The sequence below is a fragment of the Lutimonas sp. genome, from assembly GCF_051011215.1.
Lineage (GTDB): Bacteria > Bacteroidota > Bacteroidia > Flavobacteriales > Flavobacteriaceae > Lutimonas.
Map to the genome: position 1 here is coordinate 21,506 of NZ_JBPCUJ010000038.1, position 17,655 is coordinate 39,160.

Genomic DNA, 17,655 nt, shown 5'->3' on the forward strand with positions numbered 1-17,655 from the left:
ATGAAAATAGTATTTTTTATTCTGGCCTTTCTTGTGGCATGCAGTGGAGATTCAGGAGAGCTGAAAAGCCAGGAAGCTGAGAAAACAGTTATTGATAATCTAAGGGTTGAAATCAAGGCCATGGCCGTTTTGTCAGAATGTTCAGAGGAATATATGTGTTACAGTGTAGGTGTCGGAGCAAAACCTTGCGGTGGCTTTTGGGAATATATCATTTATACAGGATCTATTGATATGACAGATTTTCTCGCCAAGATTGAGACTTTAAATGAGCTCGAAAAAAAATACAATGAAAAATATATGATACAATCGGATTGCTTTATGGCCATGCCTCCAAGCAGCATAGATTGTGTTGATGGTAAATGTGTCGGGACATTTCAATAACCGGTACTGCACATTAATCTTGTAAAAAAACCTCTTTAAATAAGAGGTTTTTTTTATTTTGCACTATGGATAAATCAAATATAATTCAGGCTACCATTGATTTTGTAAAAAAGACCTTGGACGGCGCTGAAGGTGGCCATGACTGGTTTCATATAGAAAGGGTCTATCACAATGCCAAACTGATTGCAAAAGGAGAAAAAGTTGACCTTTTTATTGTGGAATTAGGGTCCCTTTTACATGACATTGCCGATGCTAAATTCTATGATGGTGATGAAACAATTGGTCCGAAAAAAGCGACACAGTTTTTGCAGGGCCTGCAGGTTGAAGAAACTGTGATTTTTCATATTGAAAATATCATTCGATATGTTTCTTTTAAAAACAGTCTTGAAAAGAAACCTCAGTTTAATTCTATCGAACTACAGGTAATTCAGGACGCTGACAGGCTGGACGCCATTGGCGCTATTGGTATTGCAAGAGCTTTTAACTACGGAGGTTTTAAGAACAGGGCCTTATACGATCCTGACATTCAACCGAAACTTGATCAGGATAAAGAAACCTATAAAAAAAGTAGCGCTCCGACCATCAATCATTTTTACGAAAAGCTGTTGCTTTTAAAAGACATGATGAATACGGAGACCGGAAAAAAAATAGCCGAAAAACGACATGTCTTTATGCAGGAATACCTTGATCAATTCTACCGCGAATGGAATGGAAAAGCCTGATGTTGGCTTAAAAATTCGGTTTTCTTTTTTCTAAAAAGGCAGAGGTTCCCTCTTTAAAATCATCGGTCCCGAAACAACTTCCAAAAGCATCTATTTCAGCTTCAAAACCATTTACAGATTCCTGGTAGTTGGCATTTACGGCTTTAATTGCCGCTGAAATGGCAAGGGGTGAATTTTTCGCCATTTTACTCGCAATTTTCTCGCTGAAAACAACCAATTCATCCTGGGGAACCACATGATTTACCAGCCCATGAGAAAGGCCGTCATTGGCAGAAATCATTCCGCCGGTAATGATCATCTCCAATGCCTTACCTCTTCCGACCAACTGCGGTAATCGCTGGGTACCCCCATAGCCTGGTATCAAACCCAGGGAAACTTCCGGCAAACCCATCTTGGCATTATCACTGGCAACCCTCACATGACAAGCCATGGCCAATTCTAAGCCACCGCCCAAAGCAAAACCATTTACTGCTGCAATAACCGGCTTCGATAAATGTGCCACAAAGTCAAAAAGATCCTGTTGCCCTTTTCTGGCCAACTCTTTACCTTCCGCCTCAGAAAAATCTGAAAACTCTGCGATATCAGCTCCTGCCACAAATGCCTTCTCGCCACTTCCGGTTACAATAATTACCCTCACTTCTTCCTCTTGTTCCATTTCTTCAAAAGCATCATGCAATTCGCTAATGGTCTCCTTGTTTAAAGCGTTTAGTTTCTTTGGTCTGTCAATAGTGATATATCCTATATCTTCAGCATACTCTGTGATAATATTATTGTATGACATTTCTTTGATTTTTATGATTTACTCCTTAGGTAAAGATACTGAAAAAACAGTTTTTTCTTTGACTTTAGAAACAAAGGTTATACTACCATTATAAGCTTCAACAATGTTCTTAACCATGGGTAATCCCAATCCCATTCCACTGGATTTTGTGGTAAATTTAGGCTCAAAAATTTTAGAGGCATCCGATTTGTCAATACCAATACCGTTATCTTTTACTTTTATCAAAACCATATTTCCTTTTTCTGCAACACTCACCTTGATATATGGATTTTCTGTATTTTGTAAGGCATGTATGGCGTTTGTTACCAGGTTGGTTACAATCCTCGTCAATTGGATCTTATCTATTTTTGCTATTATTTCACTTGTTTTCGGAGAGTAACTAATATAGGGTTCATGAAAAATATCAAGCGCCTTCTTTACTTCTTCAACAACATTTAATTTTTCCTTGTTGGTATTCGGCATCTGAGCAAAATTAGAAAAGGCAGATGCGATAGAACTCATTGTATCGATCTGCTGCACCATGGACTCACAGAACTCATGAATTTTCTCTTTGATATCCGGATCTTCAGGGTCAAACTGATGATCTAAACTTTGTACAGTCAGACGCATTGGTGTTAGTGGATTCTTTATTTCATGGGCTACCTGCCTTGCCATTTCTCTCCAGGCATGTTTTCTCTCACTTTGAGCCAGTTTGACCGCCGAGTCCTCTATCTGGTCAATCATGCTGTTATAGGAATCTACCAGATTTATTATTTCCTGACTTGCCTCGTTCAGCACAATCTTCTCATTGGTTCTTTCGACGGTTGTCTGACGCATTCGCCTGCTCACTTTTTCCAACGATTTAGTTATATACTTGGAAAGAAAATAGGCCATGGTAATGGCGATAAAAAGTATCAATAAATATACAATCGACAAGCGTTCTAAGAATTCTCTTAATTCTTTATCCTGAAACGTGTTGTCTTGCAAATAGGGCACACTGATAATTCCTACTTCCTGATCCAATGAACCTATCAAATAGGAATAAGAAGATTTGAATTTAGTTCCGTCCGTGGATAGCTTTTCCAAAACAAGACGATGTTCCGGATTAATGACTAAATGTTGAATGATATTATTTGGCAACTTGGCAACAGTTGTATCCGTAGCTATGTCAACAAAAGAGCTTTCCAATAATTCCCCTTCAAGATCGTAGATATTAATATCCAGATTGTGAATGTCAGAAATCTCATTTAATTTCTTTGCCAGAATTGAAGGAAGCGAAACGGTTTGAAATTCATCGATGGTATCCCTCTCTAGCTCATAGGTAATGGCTGATTTAATTGCTTCCTCTTTTCTTTCAAGTCGTCTGTTGTGATATTCCTCAGCTTGTTCATTAAATTGATAAATTGTAACGGCTGCAATCAGGATTGAAGCTATAACAACAATAAAAATCATTGCTATAAAAATGCGTGTCCGCAGCGAAAATTTATTAATTCTTGTCATTGCTTTTTCCGTAAAGATAGTAAATTCAAAAAAGCAGTGAGAGGCCTATCTGTTTAAGATTTTGAAATTGTAAAAAGAAATTCTACTCCTCCTTCATTCAAGTCTCCAACCGTTATTTCGCCCCCGTGAAGCTGAATAGCATTCTTAACGATGGAAAGACCTAATCCGGTGCCTCCTTTTGGTCGTGACCTATCCTCATCCACCCTGTAAAATCTTTCAAAAATGCGTAAGAAATGTTTTTTGTCTATACTATTTCCGGTATTGGAAAATGAGAAATAGAAATAATTAGAGTCCTCAAGATAATTATTAAGACTGATCTCTACATCCTCTCCCCCATACTTGATGGCATTGTCAAACAAATTATAAAAAACGGAGATCAGCAAAGATCGGTTGGCGCTCACAAAAATTGGTTTAGCCAGCCTTATATTTACTTTGATACTCTTCTCTTCCAAACTAAGGTTGAGGGAATCCTTTACCTCATATATTAATTCGTTCAGATTTAATAATTCAAATGTAAATCGCTCCTTGGCTTCAGACATTTTGTGAAGGATGGAAATATCCTGTATCAGATCCGACAGCCTTTCTGATTGAATGTAGGCATTCTCAATATACTTGGTCTGCATGCTTTTTTCGAGACTGTTTTCCTTTAAAAGTTCCAAATAACCAAGAATGATCATGATCGGTGTCTTTAACTCATGCGCAATGTTGGAAGTGATTTCTTCCTTCATTTTCTTTTGCTTTTCAAACTGAGTGATATCTCTAATTACGATTTCAAAATTCTTGTCAGCAAATATGATGGCCTGTATGTTATATGTGCGCTTATCTTTGTATACAATCTCTTCTGTATGGGGTAATTCACTCTGCTTGATCAGGACATCACTTTTTAAATGCCTTTCTAAAAAACTATTCACATTCTTAAATTCCTTTACCTGAAAAATCTGCTCCTCCGAGATATTTGTCTCGTCAGAAATGATATTTAAATACTGAATAAAGTGATTGTTGCGAAGTATTTTCTTTTTACCAGGCGTAAAAAAAGCAATCCCTTCGTTTAAGGCATGTAAATGAGAGAATAGTTTATTTTTCTCGATCTCAATTTTACTTTTTGCCTGGGTCAGCTTATCGTAAATATCTGCAATTTGTTTACTGATCTCTCCGAATTCACCCCTCGGGAATTCCACTTTTTCAACAACTTCCTGGCCCTGACTTAGTTTTGTAGCGAAATCTTTTAATTTAAAAAGGGCACTGGACAGGTTTTTGGTAATCAGACTAATAAACAACCAGGTAACTAAGAAAAGCGTAATCAAATAAAACAAAAACAATTTCTCAACACCCAGAAAATTTTTAACTTCTAAATTATAATGAGCCGCCGTTCGCACAAAGAGATTTGAATAGTTTTTTGCATAGTAATAATAGGCCAAACCAGTGGTTGCAGACTCCCTGATATTCGACCCCTGACCATTTTTGAGCGCTTTCTGAATTTCAGGTCTGTGCAAATGATTTTCCATTTTATTGACCTGTTTCACTTCAGAATCATAGAGCACTTTTCCTGTTTTATCAAGAACCGTAACCCGTATATTTTCGTCAGGTACATATAAGTACAATGAATCTAAAGAACGAAGGTCTTCTATTTCCTGCAGTCCTTTTCTCTCAATATAATTGTATGTGAGTTCTGCGATATTATTAAGGCTTATCTCAATTTGATCGCGTTTGAATTCCTTTTCACGCTTGTATTGAAACAATAAAACGAGAATTGTGAAGACAATGAAAATTGCCGATAAATAAATGAATATCTTTTTTCGATATTCTAACTTTCCTATTAAAATCAAGCCCCTGTTGTATAGATATAACTTCGGCAAAATTAGACCTAAATACCCCTAGGGAAAAGTCATATGAATTAAAGAAAAATTAAATATGTATTACCTTAATGTTAAGTCAGAGAAGGTGAAATTCTTTTGACAAATTCAGGAATGGCGTCAACCGAGTTTCCTTTTAAAAATTTTACAAAAGCCGAACCTATGATAGCACCATCTGCATGGGCCGTGGCCTGCTCAAATGTTTCTTTGTTTGAAATTCCAAACCCGATGACTCTTGGTGTTTTAAGTTCCAGATTATTAATCCTTTCAAAATAACTGAGTTGCTCCTCATCAAAAGTATTTTTAGCACCTGTGGTACTGGCCGAACTCACCATGTAAATAAACCCTTTTGAAATATCATCAATGTATGTAATCCTCTGGTCTGATGTTTGAGGTGTAATTAAAAAAACATTAATCAATCCATACTTTTCAAAAATAGTTGCATATTCATTGTGGAAAACCTCCACCGGTAAATCAGGAATGATCAGTCCATCAACACCAATTTCAGCACATTTTTTGCAAAAAGCTTCTATGCCATATTGGAGCATTGGATTAAAATACCCCATGATAATTAAGGGTATGGAAACCTCTTCTCGAATACCAGTCAATTGTTCAAACAATACTTCTGTCGTCATACCATTATCCAAAGCCTGCGTACTGCTGGCCTGAATCGTTGGCCCATCTGCGAGAGGATCTGAAAAAGGCAATCCAATTTCAATCATTCCAACACCTGATTTTTCTAAGATTTTGATCACTTCAACAGTATCTTCCAAATTGGGATAACCTGCCGTAAAATAGATGGAAAGTAATTTCCCTTCCGTATCATTTGAGCGCTGCGCTGCTATTGCTTGTTCTATTCTATTCATTTTTTTTTATTCAAATTACAAATCGAAATAGTTGATATATGTTTCGAGATCCTTGTCACCTCTTCCTGAAAGGTTCACAACAACAATATCCTCTTTATTAAATGTCATCTTGGATAATGCTGCCAGGGCATGTGAGGTTTCAATAGCCGGAATAATTCCTTCCAACTTACACAATTCTAATCCTGCAGCCATAGCTTCATCATCGGTGGCATCAATAAACTGTGCCCTGCCGGAAGTGAATAAGTGCGCATGTTGTGGTCCGACTCCCGGATAATCTAAACCGGCTGAAATAGAATAAGGTTCAATTATTTGTCCGTCTTCAGTTTGCATCAACAAAGTCTTACTACCATGAATAATGCCCTCTTTTCCTAAAACGCTTGTCGCCGCAGACTCACCTGAATCTATTCCTTTACCTGAGGCCTCCACTGCAATCAACTTAACGTCTTCCTGATCAAGGTAATGATAGAATGCACCTGCCGCATTACTACCACCACCTACACAGGCAACAATATAATCAGGGGAATCCGTATTTTCTTTTTCTTTCAATTGCCATTTCATTTCCTCTGAAATCACTGATTGAAATCTGGCCACCATATCTGGATAAGGGTGAAAACCAACCACCGAACCAATGATATAATGAATTTCTACAGGATCGTTGATCCATGCTCTAATGGCCTCATTTGTGGCATCCTTGAGTGTTTTACTACCCGAAGTTGCCGGCACAACAGTTGCTCCCAACATTTTCATTCGGGCTACATTAGGTGCTTGTCTGGCGATATCAATTTCACCCATATAAACGGTACACTCCATCCCTGCCAAGGCACAGACCGTAGCTGTGGCGACTCCATGCTGTCCTGCACCAGTCTCGGCAATAATTCTTTTTTTACCCAATCTTTTCGCTAACAAAATCTGACCTATCGTATTGTTGATCTTATGGGCTCCGGTATGGTTTAAGTCTTCTCTTTTTAAATAAATCTTAGCCCCGTATTTTTCCGAAATTCTCTTGGCTAAATACAAGGGGGATGGTCTTCCTACATAATCTTTCAATAAGGCATCAAATTCTTCCTTAAAGGAAGGATCATTCATGATATCCAAATAGGAATTTTGCAAAACCTCCATATTAGGGTACAACATCTCCGGCACAAATGAACCGCCAAATTCTCCGTAATAACCTTTCTTATCTGCGTGATACGATCTTTTCATTTACTTATCTTTTGCAATTAATTCTATAAATTCTTTCAATTCCCGGGTCTTTTTCATTCCAGGTTTCGTTTCAAACTTGCTATTGACATCAATAGCATAACAATGGGTTGCCAAGGGAGACCTCAAAAATTCTTCTACCTGACTCAATTCGCTTAACCCGATCCCTCCACTTAAAAAAAAGGGTTTATCCAAGGTATACTTCTCCAGTAATTTCCAATCAAAAAGTGTTCCATTTCCCCCTCTTTCTTTTCCCTTGGTATCAAAAAGAAAATAATCACATGAAGCTTTATATTGCCTTAAAATTTCAAAGTCAAAATCCTCCGACATTGAAAATGCCTTTACAATCTCAACGCTATTTTTATGCTGGATTCCAAGACTTTGACAATAGGCCGCTGATTCATCTCCATGGAGTTGCACAGCATTCAAGTTATGTCTCTTTATCATTGAATTCACATAAGCCTCTGTGGCATTCACAAACACACCTGCTTTCTTTATATGTCGATCGATCTCAGGAATTTCGCCTTCAAAAAACCTCTTTGATTTTTCATAAAATATAAAGCCAAGATAGTCGGGATCAAGTCCTGCAACTGACCTAATATTCTCCTCATATTTCATACCACACACCTTTACTTTCATCTTACAAGGCATTAATGAATTCTGTTGCTGCTGCGCCAGGATTCTTCATTTTCATAAAATTTTCACCGATTAAGAATCCTTTATAATCATATTCTTTTAAGCTGTGAATTGCCTCAATACTGCTGATGCCGCTTTCAGATATTTTCACTTTTTCTTTTGAAATCAATGGGGCAAGCTCTTTACTCGTTTCTAAACTCACCTCAAACGTTTTCAAATTTCTATTATTTACCCCCACCAAATCAACAAATTCCAACGGTGATCCATCCAGCTCTTCTTTATTGTGAACTTCTAACAAAACCTCCAAACCTAACTGATGTGCCAGTTCTGAGAACTGCAATACCTGTGCTGCAGTCAAAATGGCGGCTATCAACAAAATTGCATCTGCTCCATAGGCCTTTGCTTCATATATTTGATACGGTTCAATAATAAATTCCTTTCTGAGCAGCGGAATATTTACTTGATTTCGTGCCTGAATGAGATCATCAATAGCACCTCCAAAATATTTTGTATCTGTCAGCACCGAAATGGCGGAAGCACCCGCTTTTTCATAAGCAGACGTAACTGCAATAACACTGTCTGAATGATTTATAACCTGTTTGGAAGGGCTTCTTCTTTTAAACTCAGAAATAACACCGCTTCCTGTAATGATGTGCTCAGACATAGAAACCACTGTTCTGTCGAACAAAGGCGAACTTACCAGAAATGGCAGTGACAAGCTATTTTTCTTAGCCGCTACCTCTTGTTTTTTATCCTTTACTATTCTTTCTAAAATATTCAAAGCTTCACCTTTTAATTTGTTATTTCCTGTAATTTCTTAAACGTCTTTAAGGCATTTTGACTCAACAGGGATTCTTTTGCTAATTCAAATCCGTCCTGATGACTGATTTGATTCACAACTGAAATAGCCAGTCCTGCATTGGCGCAAACCACATTGCTTTGGGCCTCAGTACCTTCGCCAGACAATACTTTTACAAAAATATCGGCACTGTCTTTCACTGTTTTACCTCCGTAAATATCTTTTTGACTAATGCTTTTAATTCCAAGATCATCCGGGAGAATCATCTTATCCTCGCGATTGGTAATCATCTTGGTTCTGTCAGTTAATGAGATCTCATCGTAACCGGCCAAATCGTGCAAAATTGCGTAATTCTTATCTGTTGTTTGATATAAATAACCATACATCCGTGCCAGTTCAAGGTTAAAAACACCGACCATTTGATTTTTAGGAAAAGATGGATTCACCATGGGACCCAGCATATTAAAAAATGTCTTAACACCAAGCTCCTTTCTAATTGGAGCTACATTCTTCATCGCCGGATGAAATAAAGGTGCATGCAAAATGCAAATACCCGCCTTATCGATGGATTGCTGTAAAACAGCTTCATCGTTCGTAAAATGAATTCCCAGATGCTCCAACACATTTGATGATCCACACGAAGAAGAAACTCCGTAATTTCCGTGTTTCGCCACCTTTACACCTGCTCCTGCTGTAACAAACGAAGCCAGGGTAGAGATATTGAAAGTATCTTTTCCGTCTCCGCCGGTTCCACATAAATCAACGGCATTAAAGTCCGACAAATCAATGGATAAACAAAGGTCTAACAACGCTTCCCTAAATCCAGCCAATTCCTCCACTGAAATACTTCGCATCATATAAACAGTTAAAAAAGAAGCAATCTGACTGTTGTTATAGCTTCCTTTTGAAATGTTGACCAACACTTTCTTTGCCTCTTCTTTAGAAATGGTTTCTTGATTAATCAGGCGATTTAATATTTCTTTCATCTTATTTTTTTATCAGTTGACCTAAGCCTCAATCCAATTCTTCAGCATTTTTTTACCCTCAGGTGTCAATATCGATTCAGGATGGTATTGAACTGCTCGTACATCATGCTCCACATGCCTCAAGGACATTATTTCTCCGTTTTCATCCACAGAAGTGCTAATTAAAACATCCGGCAACTCTTTTGAGACCACCCATGAATGGTACCTTCCTACCTCTAATTCTCTATCAATATTCTTGTATAAAACTTCATCATCATCCACGCGTTTAATAGACGTTGATACACCGTGATACACCTTGTTGAGATTTTCAATACTCCCGCCATACACCTCTGCAATCGCCTGCTGACCAAGACATATCCCCAAAATACTCTTACTGCCTCCATAGGCCTTTATGATCGGCTTTAACAACCCTGCTTCATCCGGAATTCCTGGTCCCGGAGACAACAAAATCTTATCAAAATAAGCCACCTCTTCAAGCGTCAATTTGTCATTTCTTTTTACGACCACATCACAACCGAGATCTTGTAAATAATGTACAAGATTATAGGTAAATGAATCATAATTATCTATCACTAAAATCTGTTTCATTTCTTAAATATTTTCAGCAAGTTCCAGGGCGTTTTTTAAGGCTCCCAATTTATTGTAAACTTCCTGCAGTTCATTTTCTGCAGAGGATTTTGAGACAATTCCTGCCCCTGCCTGATAATGCAATCGATGATTCTTACTTAAAAAAGATCGGATGATGATGGCATGGTTAAAATTACCTTCAAAATCCATAAACCCGATGGCGCCTCCGTAAAACGAACGATTGTTTTTTTCATATTTTTCAATAAGTTGCATGGCTTTATGTTTCGGTGCTCCAGACAAGGTTCCTGCGGGAAAAGTATCTGCGACTACCTGAAAGGTGATGGCGTCTTTAAATTTCTTTCCGATGACTTTGGAAACCAGGTGAATTACATGTGAAAAAAACTGAATTTCTTTATACTTTTCGACTTTTACATCTTCTCCATTTCTACTAAGGTCATTTCTGGCCAGGTCGACAAGCATCACGTGCTCGGCATTTTCTTTTTCATCTTCAGCCAGCTTTTTGGCAGCGGCTAAATCCTTTTCGTCATCACCTGTTCTTTTAAAGGTTCCAGCAATTGGATGAATCTCTGCTTTCCCTTCGCTTACAACCAGTTGTGCCTCCGGGGAAGATCCGAATATTTTAAAATTTCCGTAATCAAAATAGAACAAATAGGGTGATGGATTGATCGATCGTAAAGCTCTGTATACATTAAATTCATCCCCTTTAAATCCTTGAGAAAACCTCCTTGAAAGTACCAATTGAAAAACATCTCCTCTAAAACAGTGCTTCTTAGCCAATTCAACGTGCTCCTTAAACTCCTCGTCCGATAAATTTGAAGATTCATCATCGACATTTTGAAAAGTATAAGAGGCAAAATTTCGGTTACCTATTAATTGATGAATTTCTTCGATATTGTTCGATTCGTCATAGGAATGACAAAATATATAGGCTTCATTTTTAAAGTGATTAATGGCAATGATATTTTGATAAACCGCATAATAAATATCTGGTATATCTAAATCATCTTCTTTTTTCTCAATATCAACATCCTCAAAATACTTTACTGCATCATACCCTATATATCCGAAAAGGCCATTATTGATAAATTTAAACTTTTGATTTTCAGTCTTAAATTTTTGGCTGAAATCATGAATCAATCCAGGAATCATTCTTGGATCCTCTGAATAATTCTCAACAGATGTGCCGTCAGGAAATGCTTCATGAACCTGTCTGTCTTTCACAGTAATACTAGCGATCGGATTACAACAAACATAGGAGAAACTATTCTCATTTCCATGATAGTCTGAACTCTCTAACAGGATACTATTTGGATACTTGTCCCTAATTTTAAGATAAATACTAACAGGCGTAATGGTATCTGCCAGAATCTTCTTATAAAAAGTACTTAATTGATATTTCATTCATATTCATTTAAAAAAAAAGGCTTGTCGTGAAGACAAGCCTTTTAAATATTTTTACATACAGGTTACTACTTCACAAGTTTTTCGCTTTGTAAAGACCACCACCATGTATGAATTGTATTATTTCTCATATTGAGCTGACAAATTTATAAACTTTTTTTAATATTCAAAGAAAATCGATACTATTTATAAAAAATATTCTCTTTGACTACATATACCATAAATTATGGGACCAATTGTATTTCTTTCCATGAAGTTCCGTCATGAAAATATAATTTGTTGTCTGTTCCGGCATAAATATCACCTGCACCACCTGTTGGAGGCGTTGCCTGAGGCTCCAGACGTAAAACCCCACTCACATGAACTTTTTGCTGAGGATCATTGGTTCCTACCCCTAAATTACCTTCAACATAGGATACATTCGGATTGTCTGAATACAGCGCATAAGATGTCCCGGCCACATTATTATAGGGCGTCGACAAATATAAACCATAGGCATTTCCACCTACAGAACCTGAACCTTCACCTCCAATAAACAACCCATAAGCATTCGTAGTAACTGAACCATTATTGGTAGCATACATAGAAGCCAACGAAGTAGTTCCCAATGTTGCGCTTGCAGCATTTACAACCCCTACATCCATACCTCTTCCGGTATTTATGGTTCCCGAATTGTTATAAACTTCAGAAATCATTCCTGAGGCATAATTAATAGTTCCAGCATTGTAGATCTGTGGATAAGTTCCTACGGCAGTTGTATATGAGCCTCCGGTATTATTATTTTCAATAATGCCCTGAGTACCTATTCCATATCCTACAGTTCCTGTTCCTTCATTTCTTGTTCTCGCTCCCATCGCATAGGTCGTAAAAGCAGTTCCCGTACCCGTGTAAATTGCATTAAAGGCCGCTGATGTATGAGACCCATCTGTATCTTTCGTACTTTCCACATTGAGTTTAAGTGCATCTCCAAAAGAGTTGATTCCAATACCAACTTTCCCTTCATAATAAGCGATATCCGGACTCGCTCCATCTACAAATTTACCAACACCTGCCTTGATTTCACCCCAGGCTCCTCCAAAATAAGTCCATTGCGAATTGGTCTCCGAATCAAAGACCATCAACCCTTCTGCAGGGCTGGCAATTGCTTCACGTTGGGCTGTGGTCATTCTTGGCATTAAAAACCCTTTATCAGTTGCTGAAACCTCCAAAGCGGCCGATGCATCAGGACTGGTCGTACCAATACCTATCTGAGCCTGCACAGCGTTCAGCATCAATAGGAATATTAAAATTGTAAATATTTTTTTCATGATTAATTGATTATTATTCTATTAATAGTTTTTTAACTCCTTGCTTTCCTTCATGTTCGAATTTAACGAAATACAATCCAGTCTTTAAATTTGATTTTGGCAATGCTCCTTCTCCGGGTGAGGCTCTGAATTGATCATAGGTTTTGACCATTCTTCCGTTAATATCAAAAATTGAAACTTTTAAATCGATTAACTCTGTCTCCGATAAAAAACGGATCTCACTTTCGTATGATCGAACTGGATTCGAAACTAAACTCAAACCTGTCTGTATAAACAGGTCATCTACTGATAATACTGTCTGATGGTCAATCCCAAATGTAAATTCACTAAAGCCGTCAAAATTGACCGGAACGTTCAGGTCACTGGTAACAGTTCCATTCAACAAATCTCCTGCTACTGTATAAGTATGCGATGCGCTCACCAAATCCCAGACTCCGGCATTTAATCCTACAATAGCCACAGCGCTAAGTGCACCTCCATTGTTATTTACCAAATTCGTGATATCGCTGTTTTCATTCCAAGGCAAGGTTGCTATTCCGGTTCCGGTTACCTGCCAGTATTCCACTGTACTTACAGCATCCACGTCAGTTCCGTTCGTACCGTCTGATGGAGCCTGGTTTACATATAATGCCGTTGCTTCTGTATCATGATCCATTGTCACTGGAGCATAAACACCATTATTCCCGGTTGGTAAAATAGTAATACCCGTTCCATAGGCTTTCACCTGACCATCAACATATTCCTGATTACTTCCCCAGGTATTTCCAACATCCACAGAGAAAACACCCGCATCATCTACTTGCACAACGGTATTACTGGTTGTAAACACCGATCCGTTTGAAATATAAAACTCGGCATTGGGTCCCACATACAATTCCTGGGCAAAGCCATGAATTGATGTCAACATAAAACAGATCGACAGGATAAAAGTTCGAAAAAAAGTTAAAGAAAGTAGTTTTGACTTCATACAGGTAAGTTTCAACCAAAATTATAAAATTAATATGTATTATCCCTGAGGTTTCCCGTATTTATTCCTGATCAGAATTCGTGTAATAAATCTTCGCGACAATTTGAATTAACACCAATAAACCCGATACGACATTCGCCATAATTATAGAAATACTCTCCATTCTGACCCCGTAGTACAACCAACATAACATTCCTATAAAAAGCACCATATACATTGACAATGATACTCCTTCTACAGCCTTTGTCTTTAAACTTTTATATACTTGAGGGGCAAAGCCAGATGTCGTTAAAACAGCTGCCAGCACCCCAATATATTCCACATTAAAATCCATTAACCAACAATATTGACAATTTTACCGGGCACAACGATTACTTTCTTTGGTACTCTTCCAGCCAATTGCTTTATGGTTCTTTCATCTTCCAATACAGCTTTTTCGATGGCTGCCTTGTCTAAATCCAGTGACAAATCTTTGGTAAACCTCATTTTACCATTAAATGAAATTGGATACGTTTTAGTGCTCTCAATTAAAAAGTCTGGATTAAATACTGGAAATTCAGCTGTTGAAATCGAATTCTCATGCCCTAATTTCTGCCATAATTCTTCTGCTATATGGGGTGCATAAGGTGAAATCAAAATAACCAAAGGCTCTAAAATACTTCGCTTTGAGGTTTTTAAGGCAGTGAGTTCATTCACCGCGATCATAAAAGAACTCACGGAGGTATTGAATGAGAAATTTGCAATGTCATCATCTACTTTTTTGATCGTCTTATGAAGGATTTTCAATTCTTCCGGACTGGCCTCTCCTTCGCTTACAGCAAATTCTCCTGTTAGATGGAACAATTTCCAAAGTCTTTTCAAAAACCCGTGAACACCAGATATTCCGGCGGTATTCCAAGGCTTGGCTTGTTCTAAAGGCCCCAAAAACATCTCATACATTCGTAAGGTATCTGCTCCGTAATCATTACAGATATCATCCGGATTCACAACATTGTATTTTGATTTAGACATTTTTTCAACCTCCCTGCCTACTATATATTTTCCATCCTCTAAAATAAACTCGGCATCTAAAAAGTCTTTGTTTAAAGAGTGATTCTTGAATCCTTCAAGATCCAACTCGTTGGATGAATTTACCAAAGAAACATCCACATGAATAGGCTGTACCTTTTCATCCCCAATTAAACCATGTGAAACAAAGGTGTTTTCACCATGCTTACGGTAAACAAACGCTGATGTACCCAAGATCATCCCCTGGTTTATCAATTTTTTTGCGTACTCATCAACCGGCACCAGTCCTTTATCAAAAAGAAATTTTTGCCAAAATCTTGAATATAATAAATGACCGGTAGCATGCTCACTACCTCCAATATACAGATCTACATCTCTCCAGTAATTCAAGGCCTCAGGGCTACAAAATTCGTTTTGGTTTGAAGCATCCATGTACCTGTTGAAGTACCATGAACTTCCAGCCCATCCGGGCATGGTGTTCAATTCCAAAGGAAATACCGACTCTTCATCGATTAAATCATTAGAAACAACTTCATTCGTTTTGGTATTCCAAGCCCATTCTGTTGCATTTCCTAAGGGAGGTTTCCCATCAGACGTTGGCAAATACTTTTCCACTTCAGGTAAGGTAACTGGTAAATAAGCATCATCAATCATTTTAGGAACACCATTCACATAATATACCGGAAATGGTTCACCCCAGTAACGCTGTCTTGAAAACACCGCATCTCTTAACCTGTAATTCACTTTTCCAAATCCGATATTCTTATCTTCAAGAGCGGCAATAATATCTTTAATAGCCGTTTTCACATCCAACCCTGAGATAAAATCAGAATTCGCTATTCGTGCATTTTTATCCTCGCAAGCTCCTTCAGAAAGATCTACACCTTCAAAAATATTAGGAATCTCCAGACCAAAATGTTTGGCAAAATCATAGTCTCTTTGATCTCCGCACGGCACGGCCATTACGGCACCGGTTCCATAACTTGCCAAAACATAATCACCTATCCAAATAGGGATTTGCTCTCCGGTAAAAGGGTGCTGGGCATAGGCTCCCGTAAATACGCCCGAAATGGATTTAACATCTGCCATTCTATCTCGCTCGCTTCTTTTGGAGGTTGCCAAAATATAAGCCTCAACATTTTCTTTTTGCGCTGCACTGGTGATTTTGGAGACCAACTCATGTTCAGGAGCAAGTGTCATAAAAGATACCCCAAAAATAGTATCCGGTCTTGTAGTAAATACCTGAAAAGAAGCGTCGTGATCCACTATATTAAAACGAACCATGGCACCGACCGATCTTCCAATCCAATTTGTTTGAGAATCCTTTAAGGGTTGTGGCCAATCAATTTTTTGAAGTCCATCCAAAAGTCTTTGGGCATAGGCCGTAATTCGCATCGACCACTGCTTCATTTTTTTCCGGACCACAGGATACCCTCCTCGTTCGGAAACACCGTTCACAATTTCATCATTTGCCAAAACGGTACCCAATTCCGGGCACCAATTCACTTCCGTTTCCGATAAATAAGTCAATCTGTATTGAGAAAGAACGGCTTCCTTTTCCTGATCATTAAAACCAGCCCAGTCTTCAGAAGTAAACTGTCGTACATCATCATCTGTTACAGCCTTTACATGAGCATTCCCTTCTTTTTCAAAAGTTTCTTCCAAGAATGCAATATCCTTGGCCTTGTCATCTGTCAAACAGTAATAAGACTCAAATAACTGGATAAAGATCCATTGCGTCCATTTATAATACGAAGGATCAGAAGTTCTTACTTCCCTGCTCCAATCAAAACTAAAACCAATCTGATCTAATTGTCTTCTATAGGTTTTGATATTTTCTTTCGTAGTTGTAGCCGGATGTTGACCCGTCTGAATCGCATATTGCTCAGCAGGCAATCCAAATGAATCATAGCCTTGAGGATGCAAAACATTAAATCCTTTATGCCTTTTAAATCTTGCATAAATATCGGAAGCAATATATCCTAAAGGGTGACCGACATGTAATCCTGCACCACTGGGATAAGGAAACATATCAAGTACATAAAACTTTTCTTTATCACTCTCATTATCGGCTTTGAACGTTTGATTTTCGCTCCAATACTTTTGCCATTTGGCTTCTATTTCATTGAAATAATACTTCATTCTATTTATGCTGATTTGATCTTCCCTTTTTAATAGAAAAATCTAATTTTAAACAATTCACTTTCCCTCACAACAGCTTGAAAACAAAAACCTTAAGACTTTTTCGGGTCGCTGTGAAATTCTTTTATTTTCAAGTGGGCAAAGTTACACTTAAAGAAGGAAAGCACAAAGGACTTGTTATATCTTAATTTTTATATCTTTACCTTTTTAATTACTACTTAAAACTAACTCATGTATAAGCCCCTCATATACTTGATAGGTACTTTTGTGCTTATTTCCTGTTCCACTGAAAAACAGGCTTCAGATCTCATCATCACCAATGCCAATATCTATACTGTAAATGAAGTAGCTCCGAAGGCACAGGCATTTGCCATAAAAGACCAACGTATCCTAGCCATAGGCAGTACTCAAGAAATCAATGAACGTTTCCAATCAGTTAACACTTTAGATTTGGATGGTGCAACCATTCTTCCGGGCCTGATCGATGGACATTGTCATTTCAACAATTTGGGAATTTCCATGCAAACAGTAGATTTGAC

The 17,655-nt window shown here is 37.9% G+C and carries 16 protein-coding genes and 1 pseudogene; 3 read left to right on the top strand and 14 right to left on the bottom strand.

The window, feature by feature from the left end; all coding sequences use genetic code 11:
- Positions 1-381 carry a hypothetical protein gene (locus tag ACR2MV_RS04125; protein ID WP_434020634.1) on the top strand — a complete coding sequence of 127 codons (381 nt, stop codon included), beginning with the start codon at positions 1-3 and terminating at the stop codon, positions 379-381.
- Positions 382-446: 65 nt separating this feature from the next.
- Positions 447-1,103 (top strand): HD domain-containing protein, encoded by a 657-nt coding sequence (locus ACR2MV_RS04130; protein WP_434020635.1) that lies wholly within the window; start codon positions 447-449, stop codon positions 1,101-1,103.
- A gap of 7 nt (positions 1,104-1,110) precedes the next feature.
- Here the strand turns inward: ACR2MV_RS04130 and ACR2MV_RS04135 are convergent, their stop codons facing one another.
- The 14 genes from ACR2MV_RS04135 to leuS all read right to left on the bottom strand — a co-directional run bounded on the left by ACR2MV_RS04135 (position 1,111) and on the right by leuS (position 17,116).
- Complete coding sequence (locus ACR2MV_RS04135) at positions 1,111-1,884, bottom strand: enoyl-CoA hydratase/isomerase family protein (protein ID WP_434020636.1); 774 nt, start codon at positions 1,882-1,884, stop codon at positions 1,111-1,113.
- A gap of 18 nt (positions 1,885-1,902) precedes the next feature.
- On the bottom strand, positions 1,903-3,315 hold the full coding sequence (locus ACR2MV_RS04140) for a sensor histidine kinase (protein WP_434020637.1): 1,413 nt from the start codon (positions 3,313-3,315) through the stop codon (positions 1,903-1,905).
- A 101-nt stretch (positions 3,316-3,416) separates the two neighbouring features.
- Positions 3,417-5,102: an ATP-binding protein gene (locus ACR2MV_RS04145; protein ID WP_434020638.1), complete on the bottom strand. Its 1,686-nt coding sequence runs from the start codon at positions 5,100-5,102 to the stop codon at positions 3,417-3,419.
- Between the two features lie 188 nt (positions 5,103-5,290).
- Positions 5,291-6,082 (bottom strand): tryptophan synthase subunit alpha, encoded by a 792-nt coding sequence (trpA, locus tag ACR2MV_RS04150; RefSeq protein WP_434020639.1) that lies wholly within the window; start codon positions 6,080-6,082, stop codon positions 5,291-5,293.
- A 15-nt stretch (positions 6,083-6,097) separates the two neighbouring features.
- Complete coding sequence (gene trpB / locus ACR2MV_RS04155) at positions 6,098-7,285, bottom strand: tryptophan synthase subunit beta (RefSeq protein ID WP_434020640.1); 1,188 nt, start codon at positions 7,283-7,285, stop codon at positions 6,098-6,100.
- Positions 7,286-7,921: a phosphoribosylanthranilate isomerase gene (locus tag ACR2MV_RS04160; RefSeq protein WP_434020641.1), complete on the bottom strand. Its 636-nt coding sequence runs from the start codon at positions 7,919-7,921 to the stop codon at positions 7,286-7,288. It abuts the gene before it with no gap.
- 1 nt (position 7,922) lies between these two features.
- Positions 7,923-8,699 carry an indole-3-glycerol phosphate synthase TrpC gene (gene trpC, locus ACR2MV_RS04165; RefSeq protein WP_434020642.1) on the bottom strand — a complete coding sequence of 259 codons (777 nt, stop codon included), beginning with the start codon at positions 8,697-8,699 and terminating at the stop codon, positions 7,923-7,925.
- Between the two features lie 11 nt (positions 8,700-8,710).
- The gene (gene trpD, locus ACR2MV_RS04170; protein ID WP_434020643.1) at positions 8,711-9,703 is read right to left on the bottom strand and encodes an anthranilate phosphoribosyltransferase; all 993 of its coding nucleotides are present in this window, start codon (positions 9,701-9,703) and stop codon (positions 8,711-8,713) included.
- A gap of 21 nt (positions 9,704-9,724) precedes the next feature.
- A complete protein-coding gene (locus ACR2MV_RS04175) occupies positions 9,725-10,291 on the bottom strand; it encodes an anthranilate synthase component II (protein ID WP_434020644.1) in 567 nt (188 codons plus the stop codon).
- A 3-nt stretch (positions 10,292-10,294) separates the two neighbouring features.
- Complete coding sequence (locus ACR2MV_RS04180) at positions 10,295-11,692, bottom strand: anthranilate synthase component I family protein (RefSeq protein ID WP_434020645.1); 1,398 nt, start codon at positions 11,690-11,692, stop codon at positions 10,295-10,297.
- A gap of 224 nt (positions 11,693-11,916) precedes the next feature.
- A complete protein-coding gene (locus tag ACR2MV_RS04185; protein WP_434020646.1) occupies positions 11,917-12,999 on the bottom strand; it encodes a hypothetical protein in 1,083 nt (360 codons plus the stop codon).
- A gap of 13 nt (positions 13,000-13,012) precedes the next feature.
- The gene (locus ACR2MV_RS04190; RefSeq protein WP_434020647.1) at positions 13,013-13,966 is read right to left on the bottom strand and encodes a T9SS type A sorting domain-containing protein; all 954 of its coding nucleotides are present in this window, start codon (positions 13,964-13,966) and stop codon (positions 13,013-13,015) included.
- A 61-nt stretch (positions 13,967-14,027) separates the two neighbouring features.
- Positions 14,028-14,300 (bottom strand): SemiSWEET family sugar transporter, encoded by a 273-nt coding sequence (locus ACR2MV_RS04195; RefSeq protein ID WP_434020648.1) that lies wholly within the window; start codon positions 14,298-14,300, stop codon positions 14,028-14,030.
- Positions 14,300-17,116, bottom strand: a complete 2,817-nt coding sequence (gene leuS / locus ACR2MV_RS04200) for a leucine--tRNA ligase (protein WP_434020649.1) — start codon at positions 17,114-17,116, stop codon at positions 14,300-14,302. The genes ACR2MV_RS04195 and leuS overlap by 1 nt, the downstream gene beginning before the upstream one ends.
- Before the next feature lie 231 nt (positions 17,117-17,347).
- Between leuS and ACR2MV_RS04205 the strand changes: the two are divergent.
- Positions 17,348-17,655, top strand: a pseudogene (locus tag ACR2MV_RS04205) (amidohydrolase); the annotation flags it as partial.